A 19,892-nucleotide genomic window follows, 5' to 3' on the forward strand; every position below is an offset into this window, starting at 1 on the left:
GCTCGCCAGCCCAGTCTCCCTGCACCCGCAACAGTCTGGCCCCACGCGAAAGCACGTGGGGCCAGAACCTGAAAGATCTTCAGCGATCTCCTAGATCCCCTCGCTCAACGTGGATCGAGGCGAGGGTGATCCGGCTCAGAGCGAGGGATCGGGCTCGACCTTCACCGCGTAGGTCGACGGCCTGCTGTGCGTAGATGAGTGCGGAATCGAGCTTCCCCAAGTCTCCGAAGACTAAGGCGGATTCGCTCGCCAGTGTCGCGCGGTCGAACGGCGAGAGCCAAGGGTGTTCGTCATCGGCGCCGAGTTCAAGCGACACCTCGGCCTGATCCAGCGCAGCGGCTGCGGGCGCGTACTGCCCTGTTGTCGCCAGCGCTCGCGCGTGCATGGTGTGCAGTCGGGCCATAAGACTTGGCAGATGTGGCCCCGAGCGGGCGAGTTCGATCCCTACCAGCGCCCAGTGTGCTGCCTCGCGGGGGTCGCCGGTCTGTAGTGCAAGGTGACTGCTGCTAGCAGCGATGTGCGCGGCCAGGGGCAGGTCTCCAGAGGTTCGGGCAAGCGGCAGCGCCTTTGAGAAGTGCGCCGCGGCTACGGCGTCGTGCCCTGAGTCGTGCGCCATCCAGCCAGCCATTTCGGTTAGCGCAGCAGCAGCCCCGAACACCGCCGGGCCGGACCCGCCGTCGACCAGGCGGGGGGCTACCTGGTCTGTCAGGTGTCGGACTACGGCGCTGTAGAGGCGACCGCCCCCAGCTTGCCTGTCCGCACTCCGGAACGCGTCCATCGCGGAGAGATCATCGGAGTGGGCGAGCGCTTCGCCGAGCGGTGCACGGTACGGCCCCGCCGGTGCAGTCGGCTCCCAGGGACGCCGGGCTAGGCCAAGCAGATTGCCGGGGATGTGGAAGGCGTCGGCGATCTGCTCGAACATGGCCAGCTTCTCAACCTTCGTCCGGCCGTTCATGTAGTCGTACAGCCGCCCTTGGCCGATACCCGCTGCCGTTGCGATACGCCGGGTGCTGACTCCACGCGTGTTCAGCAACTTGAACAGCGCGCCCATGTCCCTGGCGCGAAGAACGGCCAACAAGCGCTCGTCTCCAAGGAGACCAGCGACAATCTCGCGCGGGCCAGGCGGCTGGTGGTCCACTGCATCGCTCCCCGTGACAACGTTCTCGGATCGTAAACCCACAGGCAGTGCACAGACTCCAACTTGGAGTCACTGCCTTGGAGTCCTCTTCCGGTGGTCCGGCGTCGTTGAATGTCAGTCAGCCGAAAGGCCAACAACACCTACAGGCCCCCGTCCCGGACGTGCAGTCATGGAAGCGGCCCGTCCGGGACGGGTTCCAACTCCCGTACCTCCCGCCGAAGCCGAACCTTCGGACGGGCGGGGCCACCACTTAGACCCCGGCGGGTGGGGGCTGGTCAACCGACTGCACCCGCCGGGTAGCGCTCCCGGACACCCGAGAGCGCCCGTCGTCCTATGACGTCGGAGGATGAACAACCCCGCCCCCGGTGACGCGACTTGGACGGACGCGGACGACCGGGGGCGGAGCACCACAACCCCCTGTACCTGCCAGCACAAGGAACGCACGTGGCCAACCGGTGGAGAGACTGGAAAAAGGGCATCGAGGCTGCCGAACGTGTCGTCCGTCTCGACGTGGAGGCGCGCGGGGAAGTCTCCCGTTCTGTGGCCGGTCGCCTGAATGGCCCGTCGATCGGCTCCGTCGCCGTTGACACCCGGGGCGGCGCGCTGATCGGGACCGTCCACAACTACCTACGCGGGATTGCGTACTTGCGAGAGCCCGGGTCTAGCGGGTCCGTGTGGTCGTGCCCCTACTCGCACATCGACCGCCCGACCCGCGAACAGGTCGCCCTGGCGCAGATGCTCGACGCCGGGGTTGAGCTGTACCAGGAGGACGGCGCTATCAAGGGAAGGAACGACCATGCCGATCCCTCGGCGGCTGCCGGCTGAGCCGATCGTCCCCAGTCTGTACAGCAGCATCGCGACCACCATCTACGACGACGACCTGGAGTTCGCCCCGGACACCGGCTGCCAGTGTCCCCAGCGGGCGGCGGGCGGCTGCGTTACCGACCTGGGACTGACGTTCCAGAGTTGGTATCAGCACACCGACGGGCGCGAGGGCGTGTTCGTTCGTCACCGACGGGTGAAGGACGTCGATTCGGGGGCCACGCTCAGCACCGAAGTGGCGTTCCGTAGCCATGACGACAACGGCCAGCCCTTCTTCTGGGCGCTCAAGTGTGGGAGTGCCGTCCACGTCGAAACCGAGTACGAACGGCAGCGCACGTCCCGTCCGCCCGTGTCCGCGAGACTCCCGTTCCAACCGGCGACGCTCGGACGAGTACCGGGCCGCTGAGGCCAACGCGGGCGACCCAACCTACCGCCGGTTTATCCACATGGTGACGGAAGCGTTCGAACCCGTCACGCGCGAACACGGCCCGCAGGACAATGCCGCGTAGACACCCCACAGACCCCCGTCCCGGTCGTCCGTACCGTCCAAGTCGCCGAGCCGGGACGGGCTCAGCACCACCGCAGGACCCACAGCCGACAGGCTGCCCTCGCACCACAGGGTGAGGAGACACACCAGCATGAGCACTCCGAGGAACCGCTCGCCCGGGTCCGTGCCGGGGGACGGAACGCAGGCCCCCGCGCGAAGCTGCGTGCGGCTCCCGAAGCGCACCAACTAACCACCACCACCGACAACACGAAGGAGTCCGACCATGGCTTGGGGAACCGGTAAGGGCGGAAGCAGCGGCGGCGGATCGGGCAAGAACGACGGCGGACAGGGCAAGCACGGGGGGAAGAAGGACCCCGGTGACAGCAAGACCACCAACGACCACCAGTCCGGCAAGATCGACAACAAGCACGGTAAGGACAAGGACAAGTAGTTGACGGACAAGTGGAACGAGTCGGAGCGGGCCGCCGTGCGCGGCCTGCTCCGGGCCATCACGAAGTATCTCGGCCACGACGTGGCCCCCGAGTGGGAGTCCGCCCTCTACGCGGTCCCGCGGCATCGCTTCCTGCCGGATCTGATCTGGAACGCCGACGACCTCACGCCCTGCCGTCGCACGGACGACCCCGCCGGCTGGTGGGCTGCCGCCTACGCGGAAAGCCCGGTCGTGACGCAGGTGAACGATGGTCAGGAAACGGACGACGACCCGGTTCCCACGTCATCCCTGTCCGATCCCAGCATCGTCATCCGCATGCTCGAAATGCTCGAACTGCGGGACGGTATGAAGGTGTTGGAGATCGGCACCGGGCCGGGGTGGAACTGCGGTCTCCTGTCACACCGTCTGGGGTCCGACCTGGTGACCAGCATCGAAGTAGACCCCACCGTGACCACGCGGGCACGCACCACCTTGCACGAACTCGGGCTGTCGCCCGTGGTGGTGTGCGGAGATGGCACTCGCGGATGGCCGTCCGGTGCGAAGTACGCCCGGGTGATCGGCACATGCGCCTTCCGGTCCGTACCGCCGGACCTGATCGCACAGACCGAGCCCGGCGGCCTGGTCCTTCTGCCGTGGGACAGTCCGTGGCTGGGCTGGGGGCTGCTGCTGCTGACCGTCGCCGAGGACGGCAGCGCAGAAGGGCGGTTCCACCCGCACAGCGCGTTCATGCTCAACCGGCGGCAGCGATCCGGGGTCAGGCTTTATCGGGACGTGGTCCGTGATGAGCACGTGCCGCAGGAGTCGCGCACCGAGTTGCCTGCGCACGACATTGCCGAGGACAGGTGGGATCTCGCGTTCACGCTCGGCGTGCAGCTCGGCAACGTTTGGAAAGCGTGGGACGACGACCCCAACGTTGACGGTGTTGCCCGCCGGCTCTGGCTCGCGACTACGGACACCAAGTCGTGGGCGGCCGTCGACTGGGCGGGTGAGGGGTCGGACGGGTTCACCGTGTGGCAGCACGGAGAGCGGCGCCTGTGGGACGAAGTAGCCAAGGCTCACGGGTGGTGGCTCGACAGCAAGGAACCCGGCCCGGATCGTTTCGGACTGACCGTGTCCGCCACCGGGGACCATCGGTACTGGCTCGACAGCCCGGAGAACGTAGTTCGGGCGCCGGATCAGAGCAGCTAGGCCGAGAACTGGGGCGCGGGCGTTCGTATAGGGCTCAGTTGTCCTTCTATCGACCCAATGCCTACCCGCGCCTCGTGGTCCCGCCCCGCTGGTGGTGTCAAGGGCGCTGATCGCGTGCCCGCGTACTGCGGACGGGATCACCTGCCCGGAGGGGCTGTAGGCCCGGAAACACGAAAGCTCCCCTCCCCCCGAACGGGGGAGGGGACTCGTTGTTGGCGGAAACTGGCCATTGTTGTGCATCAGAGGATCTGTCAACCTCGAAGTGGTGACTGGCGCTATCGATGCCGGTATCGGCTGATCTTTCACGGGGGGACGAGAATGAAACGGAACCTGAGGCAGGGTGCGGTACAGGTTGTGGTGGCTGGTGCTCTGGCAGTCAGCGGGCTTGCACTGACGACCGGACCCGCCCACGCAGATACCGGGGACCACTGGGTTACCCTGAAGACCAACCACCACGTGGGACTCTATTGGTCCCCCTGGACGGCCAACAAGGACATCCACCAGGACCTTGCTCCCGGGGACCAGGTGAACGTTCGCTGCTGGACGGTCGGAGAGGACATCGCCAACCAGGGCGACGTTTGGTACTACATCACCACCGAGTACTACTGGTCCGGCATTGGTCGGCAATATTTCAACGACTATGTGTATGGCGCATATGTCGATAACTATGATTTGTGGCATGCGCGAGGTACCAACGGCCTTCCCCAATGTTCCTGACGAGGGAATGACCTGGAAACGCGGAAAAGCCCCTCTCCCGAAAGGGGGAGGGGCTTTTTCGCGTTTAGGAGGTCTGTCGGGCCTCCATCTTGGTCAGCTCGGCCTGGAGGCCGGCCGTGCGGTCGTACGGGGGGTCTCGTGCAGGGCCGAACGGGACTGGGCCGGGTTCATGACGACCCGCAATGGGCCGACCTACCTGCGGGGCCTGCACGACCTCTTCAAGACCGCCCGCGAAGCCGACGGCGACGAGGTCAAGGCGTACCGGTACCCGGTCGCGGACATCCGCAACAACTGGGAAGTCTGGTCGATGCTCACGATCACCACGCCGGGCGTCGAGATCGACTTCGAGGAGCGACCTGGTAAGCGCGTGGCCTACCTCGTGCACCCTGACGGCTCGTGGGCACGGGCGGAGGCGGAACGCTACGAGCCGCCGACGGTCCACCAGAGCGGACCCCGCCGACTCTGGGACGACGTGGAGCGGATTCGGAACTGGCGTGAGGTCGAGGGCGGACTCCCGCTGTACGGCTGCAACGCCAGGATCGACCCGGACGGCGTGATCCACCTGTCCCGCGGTCGGTGGTCGGCCACAATCGACCAGCCCTGATGTTCCCCTCTCCCGCGTCGCCATGGAGGCGCGGGAGAGCAGCGGGCAGCACAGAGCCCCCGGAGGCGCTCGGTGGTGTCATTCCGGGGGCTTTGTGCTGCTGTCTGGCCGCGCAGACGGGAAGAGCGATCCTTGCTCAGACGTCCCCAAGTGGGACGCTCAGGTTGGCCAAACGCTCGGTGTTCACCGACCTCTTCGAGACGATGAGGTCGCGGATCGGGTCGGTGACGTCCCAGACGTTGACGTTCATGCCCGCCAGGACCCGGCCGCCGGCCAGCCAGAAGGCGATGAACTCGCGGGTGGCCGGGTCGCCCCGGAACACCACCTGGTCGTAGCCGTCCGGTTCGACGTAGCCGACGTACTCCAGACCGACGTCGTACTGGTCGCTGAAGAAGTACGGGATCCGGTCGTACACCGCGTCCGGGTGCCCGAGCATCGCGCGGGCGGCGGTCTGCGGCTGGTTGACGGCGTTGGCCCAGTGCTCGACCCGCAGGTGCGTGTCGAACAGCGGGTGGTAGGCGTTGGCGACGTCGCCGGCCGCGTAGACGTCCGGGTCCGAGGTGCGTAGGTGCTGGTCGGTCTTGACGCCGTTGTCGACCTCCAGTCCGGCGGCCTCGGCCAGGCCGGTCGCCGGGGTGATGCCGATGCCGACCACCACCGCGTCGGCCGGCACGGTCGTGCCGTCGCCCAGCCGCACGCCGCTCACCGTGCCGCCGGAGCCGGTGAGTTCGGTGACCTCGACGCCGAACCGCAGCTGGACGCCGTGGTCGCGGTGCAGATCGGCGAAGACCTGTGCCACCTCCCGGCCCAGCACCCGCAGCAGCGGCAGTTCGGCGGCCTCCAGCAGCGTCACCTCGGCCCCGGCCTCCCGGGCCGCGGCCGCCACCTCCAGGCCGATCCAGCCCGCGCCGATCACGGCGACCCGGGCGCCCGGGCGCAGCGCGGCCTTGATCCGGTCGCTGTCCTCGACCCGGCGCAGGTAGAGCACGCCGTCCTGGTCGGCGCCCGGCACCGGCAGGCGGCGCGGGGTCGAGCCGGTGGTGAGCAGCAGTTTGGCGTACTCGACCTGGCCGTCGTCGGTGAGCGTCACGGTGTGTCCGGCCGGGTCGATCGCGGCCACCGCCGTGCCCAGCCGCAGCGTGACGTCCTGCTCCCCGTACCACTGCGGCGGGTGGACGTAGATCTTCTCCCGGGGCGTCTTGCCGAGCAGGTACCCCTTCGACAGCGGCGGCCGCTCGTACGGGCGGTCGTGTTCGTCGCCGATCAGGACGATGCCGCCCCGGTACCCGGCCTCGCGCAGCGCCTGGGCGGCCTTCGCGCCGCCCAGGGACGCCCCGACGATCACGATCGGCCGCTCGCGCCCGCCGTCCTCCGCCGTTCCCGCCGTGCCCGTGCCCATGCTGAACTCCTCGCTCTCCAGCCGGAATCAGGGGCCAGCCTGCCGCCGTCCGGGTGGCGTGTCGAGACCGCGCCGGGCGCGCCGCGCCGCGCTCCCCCGTACGGGTGAACGCGAGCCGGTGTACGAACCGGTGCGCGAACCGCTACGGGGGCGGTCGAGGAATCCGCTACGGGGCCGGCTACGGGGTCATCGCCTCCCGGACCAGCGCGGTGTCGGCGAACTGCTCGAAGCGGACGATCCGGCCGCCGCGCACCGTGAAGTGGTGGGCGACCCGCACCGCGAGCGGCTTTCCGGTGATCTTGTGGACGGCCGTGTAGCGGGCCAGCACCACCACGTTCTCGCCGTCGACCACGTAGGTGTCGTCGTGCGCCGTCCAGTTCTCCCAGGCGGCGGACAGGCGCTCCATGACGTTGGCGGTGACGCCCTTCGGGGTGCGGTAGGTGCCGGCCAGCGGGAAGCCGGCCATCTCGGTCCACTCGACGTCGTCGGCGAGAGTGGCGCGCAGCGCGGCCAGGTCGCCGTGGGCGGAGGCCAGGTACTGGCGGCGGACCACGTCGGCCGGGGCGGAGGACTCGGCGAACGAGGCGGTGTCCCTCGGGATCTCGATCATCGTCGCTCAGCTCCAGGCCATCTCGCCCATGGCGACCTTGGTGCCGAGGTCGACGGCGATCTTCAACCCCAGGTCGGGGAAGCGCCGTTCGAGCGCCTCCTTCGCGGCGGTCGCGTCCGGGGCCCGGCCGATCTCGGTCTCGAAGGCGCGCAGGTAGTCCCCGGTGTGACGGACGGAGGTGAGGTCGGTGGCGGCGCCGGCGGTGCGGTGGCCGGCCGCGACGAACTGCGGTTCGAGCGCCTCGATCCCGTCCAACAGGTCGATCCAGGCCGCGCGTTGGGCCTGTTCGGGGGTGTCGGCCGTCCACACGTGCAGACCCTCGAAGAGCAGTACGCCGCCGAGCACGGCGCGGTGGTGGTGCTGCCAGAGGTAGTGCCGGTCGGGCAGGTGGAAGTCGGCGCCGCGCAGCTCGAACCGGTGCCCCTCGAAGACGAGTTCGTCCCCGTGCAGCACCTCGGGCCGGACCAGCCGGGTGGGCAGCTCGGGGCCGAGGTGGGCCCAGGCCCTGAGCTTGCCCTCGAACGTCTCCTGGATGTGCTCGACGGTGGAGGCGGTGGCCAGGAACCGTGCCTCGGGGAAGGCGTCCTGGACCTCCTGGGCGCCGAAGTAGAAGTCCGGGTCCCCGTGGCTGACGAAGACCGCGGCCAGCCGCTTGCCGCCGGCGCGGATCCGTTCCACCAGCCGGCGGCCGTCGGAGCGGGTGAACCCGGCGTCCACCAGCAGGGCGTCCCGCGGGCCGGTGACCAGGACGGAGGTCTTGTTGAGCGAGCTGTCGGGGCTGTCGATGATCTCGAAGTCGAGAGCACTCATGGGTCTGTTGTCCTTCCTGCTGCCGGGCACGCCTCGCCGCCAGCATCGGCCTTGCGGGTGCGCTCCGCATCCGGAGGAGGGGCGGGGCAGGACCGCTCACGTCGCTGAGACCGCTCACGTCGCCGGGGCCAGTCGCAGCACCGCCAGCGCCCCCAGCAGGGTCGCCCCGGCCAGCACCGGCCACAGCACCCCCGGACCGGCCGCCAATAGCGCCATCAGCGCCGCCGGCGCCGCCGCCCGGCCCACGCCCGAGGACAGCTCCCAGCGCGCCAGCGCCCGCCCCAACAGGTGCGGCGGGGCGGTGGCCGTCACCAGGGCCGTCCCCGCACCGGTGTAGAGGATCTCGCCCAGCGTGAACACCACCGAGACCGCCGCTACGCCCGCCGCACCCGCGGTGCCGCCCAGCGACCCGACCGCCCAGTACCCCAGGTAGGCCAGGGCCAGTGTCACCCCCGAGGCGGCCAGCACGGCCCGCCGCGAACGGTCGGCGAGCCGCAGCACCAGCACCAGCTGCAGCGCGATCACCAGCACCGTGTTGCCCACGAACACGCCCGACGACCACGCCGGGGAGGCGTGCAGGTGCAGCACCAGCAGCGCCGGCAGCGCCACCTCCAGCACGTCGAAGCAGAACGCGTACGGCAGGTTGGCGAGGCTCAGCAGGCTGATCCGCCGCAGCGACTCGCCCTGCTCCCGCACGTCCACCGCCCGGTCGGCGGCCCGGTGCGGTGCGCGCACCCGCAGCGACAGCACCAGCGCGGCGGCGGCCAGGCAGGCCGCGCCCGTCACCCCTGCCAGCACCCGGATCGCGCCCGCCCCGCCGGTCACCACCAGCGTGGCCAGCAGCGCCCCCGAGCCCAGCCCCGCGTTGCGCAGCGACCGCCCGGCCGCCAGCGCGGCGTCCCGCAGCCGGCCCTCGGTCAGCGTGCTGACCACCGCCGCGTGCGTGGTCGGCCAGGACTGGCTGCCCACCCCGATCAGCACCGACGCCGCCACGAACCCCGACAGGCCGTCCGCGACCAGCAGCGCCAGCGCGCCCGCCGCCCGCACCACCAACGTGGCCGCGGCCGGCAGGGTCCGGGCGCCGCGGTCGATCCACCGGCCGGTCAGCGGCACCACCAGCAGGCCCGCCACCATCCCCGCCGACATCGCCAGCCCCGCCGCCGCCGCGCCCAGGTGCAGCACCCCGATCCCGTACAGCAGCAGGAACGGCCGCAGCAGGCCGGAGCCCACCGCGTCCACCACCAGCGCGGCCGCGTACCGGGGCCCGCCCGCCGCGGTCAGCAGCCGCAGCAGCGTGGACGGGCCCCCGGGGCCCGCACCGATCGGCGGGGCCGGCGGCAGGCCGTCGCGGACGGCGGCGTGGTCATGGACGGACTTCTCCTGGATCAGGCTCATGGCCGGTACCGTCCGCCCTGCCCGGCCCGCCGGGCACGTCGATTGACGCTAACCGTCAATCGACGCGGGAGCGGATCCGGGCGGGTGGCAGGATCGCCGTCGTGAGTGAACCGATCAGCAACGTCGTGAGTGAACCGATCAGCAACGTCGTGAGTGAACCGATCGGCAACGTCGTGAGCGAACCGATCACCAAGAGGCGCGGGTGGGCGAGCGCCCCTGCCGGGAGGAGCACGGCGGGCGCATGAGCGTGACCATCGACATCACCGGCCTGCCCGACGAGCGCCTGCTCTTCACGCCGTCCCCGCTGAGCGAGCTGACCGCGATGCTGGACGTCCTCGCCGAGCCCGCGCACCACCCCGCGCTGCACGGCTGGGCGTCCAGCACCGCCGCGACGATCCCGCCGGAGCTGGCCGAGCGGCTGCTGGAGGCCGACTTCCTCTGGCGCTCCTCCCGCGCCGACTTCCTCGTCCCCGGGCTGCCCGGCGCCACCCTGGCCGCCGAGCTCGACGCCGTCGACCGGATGGACGACGAGCTGTACGTCGCCGCGGCCCTCGTCACCACCTGCGGCGCCTCCCGGCCGGCCCGCCGGGCGCCCTCCCCGCTCACCGACCCGGTGGCCAACGAGCGGGCCCGCGAACTCGCGCTCGCCCGGGGCCCCCGGCAGGCCGCCTTCGCGGACCGGCTGCTCGCCGACCCGCCCGCCGTCCGGGCCCTCGTCCGGCGGATGCTGGAGGACTGCGAGTCCGCGTTCTTCGCCGACGCCTGGCAGCGCGTCCTGCCGGCCCTGGCCGCCGACGCCCGGCGCAAGGCCGACCTGCTGGCCCGGCGCGGCCCCGCCGAGGCGCTGGCCGCGGTCTCACCCTCCGTCACCCTCGACCAGAGCGCCGACGGGCGGCGGCGGATCGTCATCGACAAGCTCCAGGACAACGCCACCAGCGGCACCGACGGCGGCGGCGTCACCCTCATCCCCACCGCCTTCGGGCGGCCCCACCTCGTGGTGGTGTACACCCCCGGCTGGCGTCCCGTCCTCCAGTACCCCGTCGCCGAGGAGGGCATCCCCGAACCCGTCTCGCTGGCCCTCGTCCAGCAGCGGCTGGAAGCCCTCGCCCACCCCGTCCGGCTGCGCCTGGCCCGCACCATGGCCCGCGGCGCGCACACCACCGGCGAACTCGCCTCCGCCTGGCAGCTCAGCGCGCCGGAGGTGTCCCGGCACCTGGCCGTCCTGCGCAAGGCGGGGCTGCTCATCACCCAGCGGCGCGGGCGGTACATGCTCTACCAACTCGACCTGTCCGGCAGCGCCCGGCTCGGCTCGGACTTCCTGGAGGCGTTGCTGCGGTGACCGGTGTCGTGGTGAGCGGCGGACCGGCAACGGGTGAGCGGGAACGGGTGAGCGGGAACAGCGGGGGAGCGGAACGCGTTCGTCCGGGCATGACCGACGACGCCTCACCCCGCATCCTGCGCTACGCCGCCTTCACCACCCGCCCCGAGGGCGGCAATCCGGCGGGCGTCGTACTCGACGCCGCAGGCCTGACCGACGAGCGGATGCTCGCCATCGCCGCCGAGCTCGGCTACTCCGAGACGGCCTTCCTGACCGCGGGAGCGACCGAAGGCGCCTACGGGGTCCGGTACTTCAGCCCGCTCACCGAGGTGCCGTTCTGCGGCCACGCCACGGTCGCCTCCGCCGTCGCGCTCGCCGCCCGCACCGGCCCCGGGCAGTACGTCTTCACGACGGCCGCGGGCGACGTCCCCGTCCAGGTCGACCAGGACGCGGAGGGCGTGCTGCGCGCCACCCTGACCAGCGTCGAGCCGCAGGTGGAGGACGTGACCGAGGCCGACGTCGACGAGGTCCTCGCCCTGCTCGGCTGGGCCCGCACCGACCTCGATCCGACCCTGCCGCCCCGGATCGCCTACGCCGGCGCCCGCCACCTCGTCCTCGCCGCCGCCACCCGCGACCGCCTGGCCCGCCTCGACTACGACTTCGACGGCCTCGCCGCCTACACCCGGGCCCGCGACCTGGTGACCCTCCAGCTCGTCTGGCGCGAGGCCTCGGACGTCTTCCACGTCCGCGACCCCTTCCCGGTCGGCGGCGTCGTCGAGGACCCGGCCACCGGCGCCGCCGCGGCCGCCTTCGGCGCCTACCTGCGGGAGCAGGGCGCGGTGGCGGCCCCGGCGGTGCTGACCCTCCACCAGGGCGAGGACCTGGGCCGCCCGGGCGTCCTCCACGTCGAACTGCGGACGGCGGACAACCGGATCCGGGTGTCCGGCGCGGCGGTGGCGATCCCGTAGCGCGAGCGCGACCGGCCCGGTCCCGGCCCGGTCCCGGCCGTGGGCACCCGGAAATTCGCTCGCACACGGGGCCCGGGTGGGCGAAGCTGCCCGGATGCAGCGAGCGAGCGAACGCGCCGTCACCGTCCATCTCACCCACGGGGCCGAGTACTTCGGCCCCGTGGGCCCGTTCCAGGCGGCGGGCGGGTGGTGGTCGTCGGTGGACGGGGTGGGCGCGCGGGCGGCCGAACTCGCCGGGGTGCCGGTGCTGGTGCTGCGGCTGGTGGAGGGGCGGAGCGAGCAGGGCGGGCACGGCGGGCAGGTCTGGTACCACGCCGAGGCGCTGGAGCGGCCGACGGCCGTCGAGGCCCGGCCGCTGGACGCCGGGACGGCCGCGCTGCTCGGCCCCGCCGAGCGCCGCGCGGCCTGGGCCACTCCGGCCGGGCTGGGGGAGGCGCTGGCCTGGGCGGAGGCGGAGCTGGCCGGGGCCGGCCGTCCGGTCGCCGGCCCGGCGCGGCAGATCCGGACCTGGAACCTGTCGGGCCTCCTCCGCCTTCCGACGGCCACCGGCCGCGACGCCTGGCTGAAGACCACGACGCCCGCCTTCAACGCCCGGGAGGGTGAGGTGATCGCGCTGCTCGGCGGCGTCGACCCTGGCCTCGTGCCGCCGGTGCTGGCCGCCGACCCGGTGGGCGGGCGGCTGCTGCTGGACCACGTGCCCGGCGAGGACTGCTGGTCGCCGTCCCTCGACACCGTCGAGGAGGTGGTGCCCCGGCTGGTCGCCGCCCAGGCGGCGCTGGCCGCCGACGGGCGCGCGGCGAAGGCCGGGCTGCGCGACCGGACGCCCCGGACGCTGCTCGCCCAGGCGCAGGCGCTGCTCGACCGGCTCCCCGGCGAGACCGACCTGACGCCCGGGGAACTGGCCGGAGTCCGCCGACTGGTCACCGAACTCCCCGCGCTGCTGGAGGAGTTGGCGGCCTGCGGCCTCCCCGAGACCCTGGTGCACGGCGACTTCCACCCCGGCAACTGGCGCTCCGACGGCGAGCGTCCGGTGGTCGTCGACTACGCCGACTCCTGCCTCGGCCACCCCGCCCTGGACGGGCTGCGCCCGCGCGCCTACCTCACGCCGGAGCGCTGGCAGCACCTCGTCGAGGTCTGGCTGAAGGCCTGGAGCGAGCACGCGCCCGGATCCCGGCCGTGGCGCGCGCTGAAGTTGGTCGAGCCGCTGTACCACCTGTCCTACGCGCTGCGCTACCAGGAGTTCCTGGACCACGTCGAGGAGAGCGAACGCCCCTACCACGCGGGCGACCCGGCCGCCGAGCTGCGCGCGGCACTGGCCTGCGGCGTTCCCGACCTCACCGACCTCACGGGTCAGAACACCTAGGCCGGACAGGACCTAGACTGCCGGGGTGGATCGGACGACGCCAGGCCCCGTGCTCCCGGAGCTGCCGCTCCAGGAGCTGGAGTGCTTCTCCGTCCTGGTGCGCCAGTTGCACTTCGGGCGGACGGCGCAGCTGCTGGGCGTCTCGCAGGGCCGGGTCTCCCAGTTGATCAAGCGGCTGGAGGGCCGGGTCGGCGCCCCGGTGTTCGAACGGACCAGCCGACGGGTCGAGTTGACCGAGCTGGGGCGCGAGCTGGCCGAGCAGGTGGTGCCCGCCGTCGACCGGCTCCGGGTGGGCTTCGAGGCGGCCCGCGCCCGGGCCGCCTCGACGGAACGGCCGCTGCGCCTGGGGTTCCAGTGCGCCGTGTACGAGCCGGTGGCCAGGGCGATCGCGGGCCTTGCGGAGGGGGCGGCCCAGCTCGTCGAACTGTCCTGGGGCGATCCGTTCTCCCACCTGGGCCGGGGCGAGATCGACCTGGCCATCGTGCTGTCCCCGTGCCGGGAGGACGGCCTGCGGGTGCTGCTGGAGTTCTCGCGGCAGCCGATGTACGTCGCCGTCTCCGCCGGGCACCGCCTGGCCGGGGCGGCGAGCGTCTCCGCGGACGAACTGGCCGGGCTGGCGCTGATCGAACCGCGGGGGCCCGCCCCGGACTACTGGCGCCGGGCGAACGCCCCGCGGCGGACGCCGGACGGGCGGGAGCTGGCCTACCCGGCGGGCGCGGCCACGCTCCAGGAGGGGCTGTCGACGGTGGCCAGCACCCGCCTGGGGCTGCTGCTGTGCGAGGCGAGCACGGCGTACGTTCAGCGGCCGGACATCCGCTACCTGCCGGTGCCGGGTCTGGAGCCGTCCACGCTGCTGGTGGTGCAGGGCGGGCGGCCGCCGCACCCGCTGGCCGGGGCCTTCGTGCGGGCGCTCACCGCCGTGGGCGCGTGACGGCGGCGAGCAGCAGTCCGGCCGCCGTGATCAGCGCCGCCGTGAGGAGCACGGCGTGGGTCCCGGCCCGGTCGATGACCAGCCCGCCGGCGAGCGAGCCCAGCGCGATGCTCGCGTTGAACACGCCCGCCCACAGCGCCGCCGAGGCCTCGATCCGGGCGGGGTCGGCGATCCGGACCCAGGTCTGGGTGGAGATCGAGACCCCGCCGTACGAGGCGCCCCAGACGACGAGCGCGAGCAGCACCGCCACCACGCTCCCGGTGAGGAGCGGCAGGAGGGCGGTGGCCAGTGCGACGCCCGCGAGGGCGGTGGTCACGGCCGCCTTGGGGCGCCGGCCGGCCGCCGGGCCGAGGGTGAAGTTCCCGGCGACGCCGGCCAGTCCGTAGACCAGCAGGCAGGCGGCGATGACGCCGCTGCTCAGGCCGGCGTCGACTTCGAGCACCGGCCGTACGTACGTGTAGCCGGTGAAGTGGCCGAGCACGACCAGCGCCGTGACGGCGAGTCCGGCGGCGACGCCCCGGCTGCGCAGCGTGTCCCCGATCCCGTCGAGCCGGCCGCGCTCGTGGACGGGGAGAGCGGGGAGCGTGCGGGCGAGGACGGCGGCGGACACCGCGCCGAGCAGGGCGAGGGCCCAGAACGCGGAGCGCCAGCCGAGCAGCGCCGCGAGGTAGGTGCCGAGGGGGACGCCGAGCACCGAGGCGATGGAGACGCCGGAGAAGATCAGCGTGGTGGCGAGCGCGATCCGCGGTCCGTCGGCGAGGCGCGGTCCGAGCCCCGCGGTGATGCCCCACACCATGCCCATCGCGAGGCCGAGCAGGACGCGGGCGGCGGCCAGCACGGGGTAGCCGGGGGCGAGCGCGGTGAGCGCGTTGGCCAGCGACAGCAGCAGCATGAAGGCGACCAGCACGTGCTTGCGGTCCCGGAGCCCGATGAGCGCGGGAACGAACGGGGACAGGGCGGCGGCGAGGAGCCCGGTGATCGTCAGGGAGAGCCCGGTGACGCCGTCGGAGACGCCGAGGGTCTTCGAGACGGGGGTCAGCAGCCCCACGGGCATCATCTCGGCGGAGACCACGGTGAAGGTGGCGAGGGCCACGGCGGTGATCGGTGCCCAGCGGGGCGGGCTGCCGGGGGCGGCCGGGGGCGCGAGGGTGTCGGCGTCGGTCATGGGGCCAGCCCATCAGCCGTGCCGAGGGCGGAACAAGATCGATGAGCTCATCCGTCGATTAGCCGGGCTCATCGATCCGGGAAGGCCCCCGGCGCCGTCCGCCGCGTCGGGGCGGACGGCGCCGGGGCGTGGTCACTCCGCCGGGGCGATCCGGTAGCCGCCCGCGGCCGAGTAGAGGGTCAGCGCCTCGACCGGGCAGAAGTCGACCGCGTCGGCCAGTGCCTCCGTCAGCTCGGCGCCGTCGGCCGCGTAGTCGGCCACCGGCTCGGCCAGCCCGTCGGCGCCGAGCGCCAGCGAGCCGGGGGCGCTCAGGGCGCACATCCCGGAGCCGATGCAGCGGTCCCGGTCGACCCGGACGACCACCGCGTCGGCGCCCGTCCCCGGGGTGGCCGTCACCAGGCGACCTGGAGGGACTCGGGGCTGCGGGTGAGCAGGCCCCGCCGCCAGTCGATGTCCTCGACCGGCCCGGTCAGGCGCAGCGAGGGCAGCCGGCGGGCCAGGCGGTGCAGGGCGAGTTCGAGCTCCATCCGGGCGAGCCAGGCGCCCAGGCAGTGGTGCGGCCCGGCGCCGAAGGTCAGCATCGGCGCGGCCAGCGGGGAGAACAGCTCGGTGAGCAGGTCCCCGGTGAAGACCGTCGGGTCCTGGTTGGCGGCGACGGTGTCGGCGGCGACGACGCTGCCCGCCGGGATGACCACCCCGCCGATCTCGACGTCCTCGATGGTGCGGCGCAGCAGGCCGGGCAGGTGCTGGGAGTCGCCGAGCGGGACGGCGCGCAGGATCTGCTCGGTCGCGGCGGTCGCGCTGGCCTCGTCGGAGGAGAGCCGCTGCCAGGCCTCGCGGTCCTCGGTGAGCAGGTAGACCAGCGCGTTGCCGAGGCTCGTCATGGTGGTCTCGTGGCCGGCCACGACGAGGCCGATGACCAGCGTGACCAACTGCTCCTCGGTGATCGAACCGTCCTCGGCCGCGGCCGCGAGCAGGCTGCTGACCAGGTCCTCGCCGGGGTCGGCGCGGCGTTCGGCGATCACCGCGGCGCCGAAGCCGGCGAACTCGGCCATGGCGGTGGCGATCTCCTCGGCCGTGTAGGCGGTGGCGGAGAGCGCGTGGTCGCTCCAGTGCGAGAGCTTCTTGCCGTCCAGGTTGTCGAGCCCCATCAGCCGGGTGATCACCTGGACGGGCAGCTTGCGGCTGTAGCCGGCCACGATGTCGGTGGGGGAGCCGTGGTCGATCATCTCGTCGATCAGGGCCTCGACCACCGAGGCGACCCAGGGCCGCCAGCGGGCGATGGCGCGCGGCGTGAAGGCCCGCTGCACGGTGCGGCGCAGCCGCTGGTGCTCGGTGCCGTCGATGTTCAGCAGCCCCTGCGGGCTGTCGAGGATGTTCGGGACGAGGGTGATCGGCGGCGCGTCCGGCGCGTACAGCGGGGCGCGGCCCAGGCGCGGGTCGGTCAGCACCTGCCGCACGTCCGCGTGGCGGCTGACCAGCCAGACGGGCGTTCCGGTGGGCAGCGCGGCGAGCCGCGGCGGACCGGGCTCCAGGTGGCGCAGGCAGTGCATCGGGATGAGCGGGACGGTGCCGGTTCCGGCACCGGTCGCACTGTTCTCGGCGGACATCCGTACTCCAGACTCCAGGGCGGGGGGCCGCGCGTGACGGCCCGACGGGGGGTGGAACCGGGATGGTGCGGGGACGGGTGGGGCGGGCCGGCGGGCGGCTCGGCCCGGGCCGGGTTCGGCGGACCGGGACGAACGGTGGATCGGGTGGGGCGGCGGATCGGGACGAACGGTGGATCGGGTGGGACGAACAGCGGATCGAAGGCGGAAGCGAAGGCGAACGCGGACCTGGACGGGGGATGGCGCGAATCGTGCGACGGCGTACGGTCGGTACGCCTCGGCGCGGACGGCGCGCGGTGGCGCACCGTCGGGTGGGGCGGATGTGCTGAGCGTGGTCGCGTGGACCGCTTCTGCTACGACCGTACGTGGGCGGCGGCGCGCGCGTCAGCGGCACTTCCAGCCAACGGCGCTCCTTTCCGGGCACTTCGAGGCACGCTGACGGGCGCTCGGCGCCGCCCGCGCGCCCTGCCCTGCGGGCCGCGCCGGGGGGTCCGGCGGATATCTCGACGGCATATGACGCCCTCGCGGGCGGTGCGGTGAGCCGGATCACCGGACCCGCCCCGTCGGCGCCCGTCGCTACGGGCGCTACGCTTCGTGGGCAGTCGTTTGTCGCAGGTCACGCCGGTGCAGAGCCGCATCGGCCGACGGAGGTGGAATCGGATGGCCCAGCAGGTCAAGGCAGTCATCGCGCGCGCCAAGGGCGCGCCCGTGGAGGTGACCACGATCGTGGTGCCGGACCCGGGGCCGGGCGAGGCGGTGGTCAAAATCCAGGCCTGCGGGGTCTGCCACACCGACCTCCACTACCGCGAGGGCGGCATCAACGACGAGTTCCCGTTCCTCCTCGGGCACGAGGCGGCGGGCATCGTCGAGTCGGTCGGCGAGGGCGTCACCGAGGTCGAGCCGGGCGACTTCGTCGTCCTCAACTGGCGCGCGGTGTGCGGCCAGTGCCGCGCCTGCCGGCGCGGCCGCGCGCAGTACTGCTTCAACACCCACAACGCCAAGCAGAAGATGACGCTGCTGGACGGCACCGAACTGTCCCCGGCGCTGGGGATCGGCGCGTTCGCCGAGAAGACCCTGGTCGCGGCCGGCCAGTGCACCAAGGTCGACCCGGCGGCCTCGCCGGCCGTCGCCGGCCTGCTGGGCTGCGGTGTGATGGCGGGCATCGGCGCCGCCATCAACACCGGGGGCGTCGGCCGCGGCGACTCGGTCGCGGTGATCGGCTGCGGCGGCGTCGGCGGCGCGGCCGTGATGGGCTCGCGGCTGGCGGGCGCGTCGAAGATCATCGCCGTCGACATCGACGACCGCAAGCTGGAGACGGCCCGCAAGCTCGGCGCCACCCACACCGTCAACTCCCGTAGCACCGACCCGGTCGAGGCGATCCGGGAGCTGACCGGCGGAAACGGCGCGGACGTGGTGGTCGAGGCGGTCGGCCGCCCGGAGACGTACAAGCAGGCCTTCTACGCCCGCGACCTCGCCGGCACCGTCGTCCTGGTCGGCGTGCCCACGCCGGAGATGACGCTGGAGCTGCCGCTGCTCGACGTGTTCGGCCGCGGCGGCGCGCTGAAGTCCTCCTGGTACGGCGACTGCCTGCCCTCGCGGGACTTCCCGATGCTGATCGACCTCCACCTCCAGGGCCGCCTGGACCTCGGTGCGTTCGTCACCGAGACCATCGAACTCGACGCGGTGGAGCAGGCGTTCGAGCGCATGCACCAGGGCGACGTGCTCCGTTCGGTCGTGGTCCTGTGAGCGAGCGCAGCGAGCGAACCATCGAGAGGTGCGCATCGGGCGAAGCACCTGCCGAGCGAAGCGAGGTGGACGCATGAGTCCGAGGATCGACCGACTGGTCACCGCCGGGACCTTCGAACTCGACGGCGGCAGCTGGGAGGTGGAGAACAACGTCTGGATCGTCGGCGACGACGAGCAGGCGGTGGTGATCGACGCCGCGCACGACGCCGACGCGATCGAGGCCGCGCTCGGCGGGCGCCGGCTGGTGGCGATCGTCTCCACCCACGCGCACAACGACCACATCGACGCCGCCCCGGCCCTCGCGGCCCGCACCGGCGCGCCGATCCTGCTGCACCCGGACGACCTGCCGCTGTGGAAGCTCACCCACCCCGAGCGCCTGCCGGACGGCGAACTCGCCGACGGGCAGCGGATCGAGGTGGCCGGCACCGAGCTGACCGTCCTGCACACCCCGGGCCACGCCCCGGGCGCGGTCTGCCTGTACGCGCCGGAGCTCGGCACCGTCTTCACCGGCGACACCCTGTTCCACGGGGGCCCGGGCGCGACCGGCCGGTCGTTCTCGCACTTCCCGACGATCATCGACTCGATCCGCGAGCGGCTGCTGTCGCTCCCGGCCGAGACGGTGGTCCGCACCGGCCACGGCGACCCGACCACCATCGGCGCCGAGGCCCCGGCCCTGCCGGACTGGATCGCCCGCGGGCACTGACGACGAACGGCCCCCGGAGCACGCCGCGTGCTCCGGGGGCCGTAGCATCGCGATCATGGCCCATGATCCACGCGACCTCGACGACGCCTTCCTCGCCTTCTGGCGCGAGCGTCACATCGCCACCCTGACCACCGCCCGCCCGGACGGCTCCCCGCACGTGGTGCCGGTCGGCGTGACGTACCAGCCGGAGACCGGGACGGCCCGGGTGATCACCAGCCGCACCAGCCGCAAGGCGCGCAACGTGGCGGCGGCCGGCCCGCAGGGCCTGCGGGTCGCGGTCTGCCAGGTGGACCGGGCCCGCTGGTCGACCCTGGAGGGCGTGGCCGTCGTCCGGGACGAGCCCGAGCAGGTCGCCGACGCCGAGCGGCGCTACACCGAGCGCTACCGCGAACCCCGGGTGAACCCGGACCGGGTGGTCATCGAGATCGCCGTCTACCGCGTCCTCGGCCGGCCCTGAGAGCTCTGCTCCC

22 protein-coding genes are annotated in these 19,892 nt (G+C 72.6%); 13 read left to right on the forward strand and 9 right to left on the reverse strand.

The window, feature by feature from the left end:
- Positions 1–79: 79 nt before the first annotated feature.
- Entirely contained in the window at positions 80–1,138 is a 1,059-nt protein-coding gene (locus ACIQVZ_RS21275; protein ID WP_402452020.1) for a helix-turn-helix domain-containing protein, read from the reverse strand.
- A gap of 444 nt (positions 1,139–1,582) precedes the next feature.
- Here ACIQVZ_RS21275 and ACIQVZ_RS21280 point away from each other — a divergent pair, with 444 nt between their 5' ends.
- The 6 genes from ACIQVZ_RS21280 to ACIQVZ_RS21305 all read left to right on the forward strand — a co-directional run bounded on the left by ACIQVZ_RS21280 (position 1,583) and on the right by ACIQVZ_RS21305 (position 5,407).
- On the forward strand, positions 1,583–1,963 hold the full coding sequence (locus ACIQVZ_RS21280) for a hypothetical protein (RefSeq protein ID WP_402452023.1): 381 nt from the start codon (positions 1,583–1,585) through the stop codon (positions 1,961–1,963).
- Positions 1,935–2,366, forward strand: coding sequence for a hypothetical protein (locus tag ACIQVZ_RS21285; RefSeq protein ID WP_402452026.1), 432 nt, complete (start codon positions 1,935–1,937; stop codon positions 2,364–2,366). The genes ACIQVZ_RS21280 and ACIQVZ_RS21285 overlap by 29 nt, the downstream gene beginning before the upstream one ends.
- 364 nt (positions 2,367–2,730) lie before the next feature.
- Complete coding sequence (locus ACIQVZ_RS21290) at positions 2,731–2,898, forward strand: hypothetical protein (protein ID WP_402452029.1); 168 nt, start codon at positions 2,731–2,733, stop codon at positions 2,896–2,898.
- Complete coding sequence (locus tag ACIQVZ_RS21295; RefSeq protein WP_402452030.1) at positions 2,899–4,086, forward strand: methyltransferase; 1,188 nt, start codon at positions 2,899–2,901, stop codon at positions 4,084–4,086.
- A 318-nt stretch (positions 4,087–4,404) separates the two neighbouring features.
- Entirely contained in the window at positions 4,405–4,803 is a 399-nt protein-coding gene (locus ACIQVZ_RS21300; RefSeq protein ID WP_402452032.1) for a hypothetical protein, read from the forward strand.
- 169 nt (positions 4,804–4,972) lie between these two features.
- Positions 4,973–5,407 carry a hypothetical protein gene (locus tag ACIQVZ_RS21305; protein ID WP_402452034.1) on the forward strand — a complete coding sequence of 145 codons (435 nt, stop codon included), beginning with the start codon at positions 4,973–4,975 and terminating at the stop codon, positions 5,405–5,407.
- A 136-nt stretch (positions 5,408–5,543) separates the two neighbouring features.
- Here ACIQVZ_RS21305 and ACIQVZ_RS21310 read toward each other — a convergent pair whose 3' ends face one another.
- The 5 genes from ACIQVZ_RS21310 to ACIQVZ_RS21330 form a co-directional block, all read right to left on the reverse strand.
- Positions 5,544–6,806 (reverse strand): NAD(P)/FAD-dependent oxidoreductase, encoded by a 1,263-nt coding sequence (locus tag ACIQVZ_RS21310; protein ID WP_402452036.1) that lies wholly within the window; start codon positions 6,804–6,806, stop codon positions 5,544–5,546.
- 178 nt (positions 6,807–6,984) lie between these two features.
- The gene (locus ACIQVZ_RS21315; RefSeq protein WP_350879555.1) at positions 6,985–7,416 is read right to left on the reverse strand and encodes a nuclear transport factor 2 family protein; all 432 of its coding nucleotides are present in this window, start codon (positions 7,414–7,416) and stop codon (positions 6,985–6,987) included.
- Positions 7,417–7,422: 6 nt separating this feature from the next.
- Positions 7,423–8,226 carry an MBL fold metallo-hydrolase gene (locus ACIQVZ_RS21320; RefSeq protein WP_350879554.1) on the reverse strand — a complete coding sequence of 268 codons (804 nt, stop codon included), beginning with the start codon at positions 8,224–8,226 and terminating at the stop codon, positions 7,423–7,425.
- A gap of 114 nt (positions 8,227–8,340) precedes the next feature.
- Positions 8,341–9,621 carry an MFS transporter gene (locus ACIQVZ_RS21325; protein WP_402452038.1) on the reverse strand — a complete coding sequence of 427 codons (1,281 nt, stop codon included), beginning with the start codon at positions 9,619–9,621 and terminating at the stop codon, positions 8,341–8,343.
- A gap of 55 nt (positions 9,622–9,676) precedes the next feature.
- On the reverse strand, positions 9,677–9,853 hold the full coding sequence (locus ACIQVZ_RS21330; protein WP_402452040.1) for a hypothetical protein: 177 nt from the start codon (positions 9,851–9,853) through the stop codon (positions 9,677–9,679).
- A 9-nt stretch (positions 9,854–9,862) separates the two neighbouring features.
- Between ACIQVZ_RS21330 and ACIQVZ_RS21335 the strand changes: the two genes are divergently transcribed.
- From ACIQVZ_RS21335 to ACIQVZ_RS21350, 4 genes are all read left to right on the forward strand, one after another.
- Entirely contained in the window at positions 9,863–10,960 is a 1,098-nt protein-coding gene (locus tag ACIQVZ_RS21335) for a DUF5937 family protein (protein WP_350879552.1), read from the forward strand.
- Positions 10,961–11,049: 89 nt separating this feature from the next.
- Complete coding sequence (locus ACIQVZ_RS21340; RefSeq protein WP_402452043.1) at positions 11,050–11,907, forward strand: PhzF family phenazine biosynthesis protein; 858 nt, start codon at positions 11,050–11,052, stop codon at positions 11,905–11,907.
- A 94-nt stretch (positions 11,908–12,001) separates the two neighbouring features.
- Complete coding sequence (locus ACIQVZ_RS21345) at positions 12,002–13,270, forward strand: phosphotransferase family protein (RefSeq protein ID WP_402452045.1); 1,269 nt, start codon at positions 12,002–12,004, stop codon at positions 13,268–13,270.
- A 25-nt stretch (positions 13,271–13,295) separates the two neighbouring features.
- Entirely contained in the window at positions 13,296–14,201 is a 906-nt protein-coding gene (locus ACIQVZ_RS21350; protein WP_402452047.1) for a LysR family transcriptional regulator, read from the forward strand.
- Here ACIQVZ_RS21350 and ACIQVZ_RS21355 read toward each other — a convergent pair.
- The 3 genes from ACIQVZ_RS21355 to ACIQVZ_RS21365 all read right to left on the reverse strand — a co-directional run bounded on the left by ACIQVZ_RS21355 (position 14,182) and on the right by ACIQVZ_RS21365 (position 16,976).
- Positions 14,182–15,366 (reverse strand): MFS transporter, encoded by a 1,185-nt coding sequence (locus ACIQVZ_RS21355; RefSeq protein WP_402452049.1) that lies wholly within the window; start codon positions 15,364–15,366, stop codon positions 14,182–14,184. The two genes, ACIQVZ_RS21350 and ACIQVZ_RS21355, sit on opposite strands and share 20 nt — an antisense overlap.
- A 132-nt stretch (positions 15,367–15,498) precedes the next feature.
- Positions 15,499–15,762: a ferredoxin gene (locus ACIQVZ_RS21360; RefSeq protein WP_079136117.1), complete on the reverse strand. Its 264-nt coding sequence runs from the start codon at positions 15,760–15,762 to the stop codon at positions 15,499–15,501.
- Positions 15,759–16,976 (reverse strand): cytochrome P450, encoded by a 1,218-nt coding sequence (locus ACIQVZ_RS21365; protein WP_402452051.1) that lies wholly within the window; start codon positions 16,974–16,976, stop codon positions 15,759–15,761. The genes ACIQVZ_RS21360 and ACIQVZ_RS21365 overlap by 4 nt, the downstream gene beginning before the upstream one ends.
- A gap of 657 nt (positions 16,977–17,633) precedes the next feature.
- On the opposite strand from ACIQVZ_RS21365, the gene ACIQVZ_RS21370 reads away from it, so the two are divergent.
- The 3 genes from ACIQVZ_RS21370 (at position 17,634) to ACIQVZ_RS21380 (ending at position 19,879) form a co-directional block, all read left to right on the forward strand.
- Positions 17,634–18,719: an S-(hydroxymethyl)mycothiol dehydrogenase gene (locus tag ACIQVZ_RS21370; protein WP_350879545.1), complete on the forward strand. Its 1,086-nt coding sequence runs from the start codon at positions 17,634–17,636 to the stop codon at positions 18,717–18,719.
- 73 nt (positions 18,720–18,792) lie between these two features.
- Entirely contained in the window at positions 18,793–19,422 is a 630-nt protein-coding gene (locus tag ACIQVZ_RS21375; RefSeq protein ID WP_402452055.1) for an MBL fold metallo-hydrolase, read from the forward strand.
- 55 nt (positions 19,423–19,477) lie between these two features.
- Positions 19,478–19,879 carry a pyridoxamine 5'-phosphate oxidase family protein gene (locus ACIQVZ_RS21380; RefSeq protein WP_402452057.1) on the forward strand — a complete coding sequence of 134 codons (402 nt, stop codon included), beginning with the start codon at positions 19,478–19,480 and terminating at the stop codon, positions 19,877–19,879.
- Positions 19,880–19,892: the final 13 nt, after the last annotated feature.

This window comes from Kitasatospora sp. NPDC098663 (assembly GCF_044760075.1).
Lineage (GTDB): Bacteria > Actinomycetota > Actinomycetes > Streptomycetales > Streptomycetaceae > Kitasatospora.

Coding starts and splice junctions, on each gene's coding strand:
- ACIQVZ_RS21340 (WP_402452043.1), top strand. CDS start 11,050: ATGACCGACGACGCCTCACCCCGCATCCTGCGCTACGCCGCCTTCACC.
- ACIQVZ_RS21315 (WP_350879555.1), bottom strand. CDS start 7,416: ATGATCGAGATCCCGAGGGACACCGCCTCGTTCGCCGAGTCCTCCGCC.
- ACIQVZ_RS21345 (WP_402452045.1), top strand. CDS start 12,002: ATGCAGCGAGCGAGCGAACGCGCCGTCACCGTCCATCTCACCCACGGG.
- ACIQVZ_RS21320 (WP_350879554.1), bottom strand. CDS start 8,226: ATGAGTGCTCTCGACTTCGAGATCATCGACAGCCCCGACAGCTCGCTC.
- ACIQVZ_RS21355 (WP_402452049.1), bottom strand. CDS start 15,366: ATGACCGACGCCGACACCCTCGCGCCCCCGGCCGCCCCCGGCAGCCCG.
- ACIQVZ_RS21365 (WP_402452051.1), bottom strand. CDS start 16,976: ATGTCCGCCGAGAACAGTGCGACCGGTGCCGGAACCGGCACCGTCCCG.
- ACIQVZ_RS21290 (WP_402452029.1), top strand. CDS start 2,731: ATGGCTTGGGGAACCGGTAAGGGCGGAAGCAGCGGCGGCGGATCGGGC.
- ACIQVZ_RS21310 (WP_402452036.1), bottom strand. CDS start 6,806: ATGGGCACGGGCACGGCGGGAACGGCGGAGGACGGCGGGCGCGAGCGG.
- ACIQVZ_RS21285 (WP_402452026.1), top strand. CDS start 1,935: ATGCCGATCCCTCGGCGGCTGCCGGCTGAGCCGATCGTCCCCAGTCTG.
- ACIQVZ_RS21300 (WP_402452032.1), top strand. CDS start 4,405: ATGAAACGGAACCTGAGGCAGGGTGCGGTACAGGTTGTGGTGGCTGGT.
- ACIQVZ_RS21370 (WP_350879545.1), top strand. CDS start 17,634: ATGGCCCAGCAGGTCAAGGCAGTCATCGCGCGCGCCAAGGGCGCGCCC.
- ACIQVZ_RS21325 (WP_402452038.1), bottom strand. CDS start 9,621: ATGAGCCTGATCCAGGAGAAGTCCGTCCATGACCACGCCGCCGTCCGC.
- ACIQVZ_RS21335 (WP_350879552.1), top strand. CDS start 9,863: ATGAGCGTGACCATCGACATCACCGGCCTGCCCGACGAGCGCCTGCTC.
- ACIQVZ_RS21375 (WP_402452055.1), top strand. CDS start 18,793: ATGAGTCCGAGGATCGACCGACTGGTCACCGCCGGGACCTTCGAACTC.
- ACIQVZ_RS21305 (WP_402452034.1), top strand. CDS start 4,973: ATGACGACCCGCAATGGGCCGACCTACCTGCGGGGCCTGCACGACCTC.
- ACIQVZ_RS21380 (WP_402452057.1), top strand. CDS start 19,478: ATGGCCCATGATCCACGCGACCTCGACGACGCCTTCCTCGCCTTCTGG.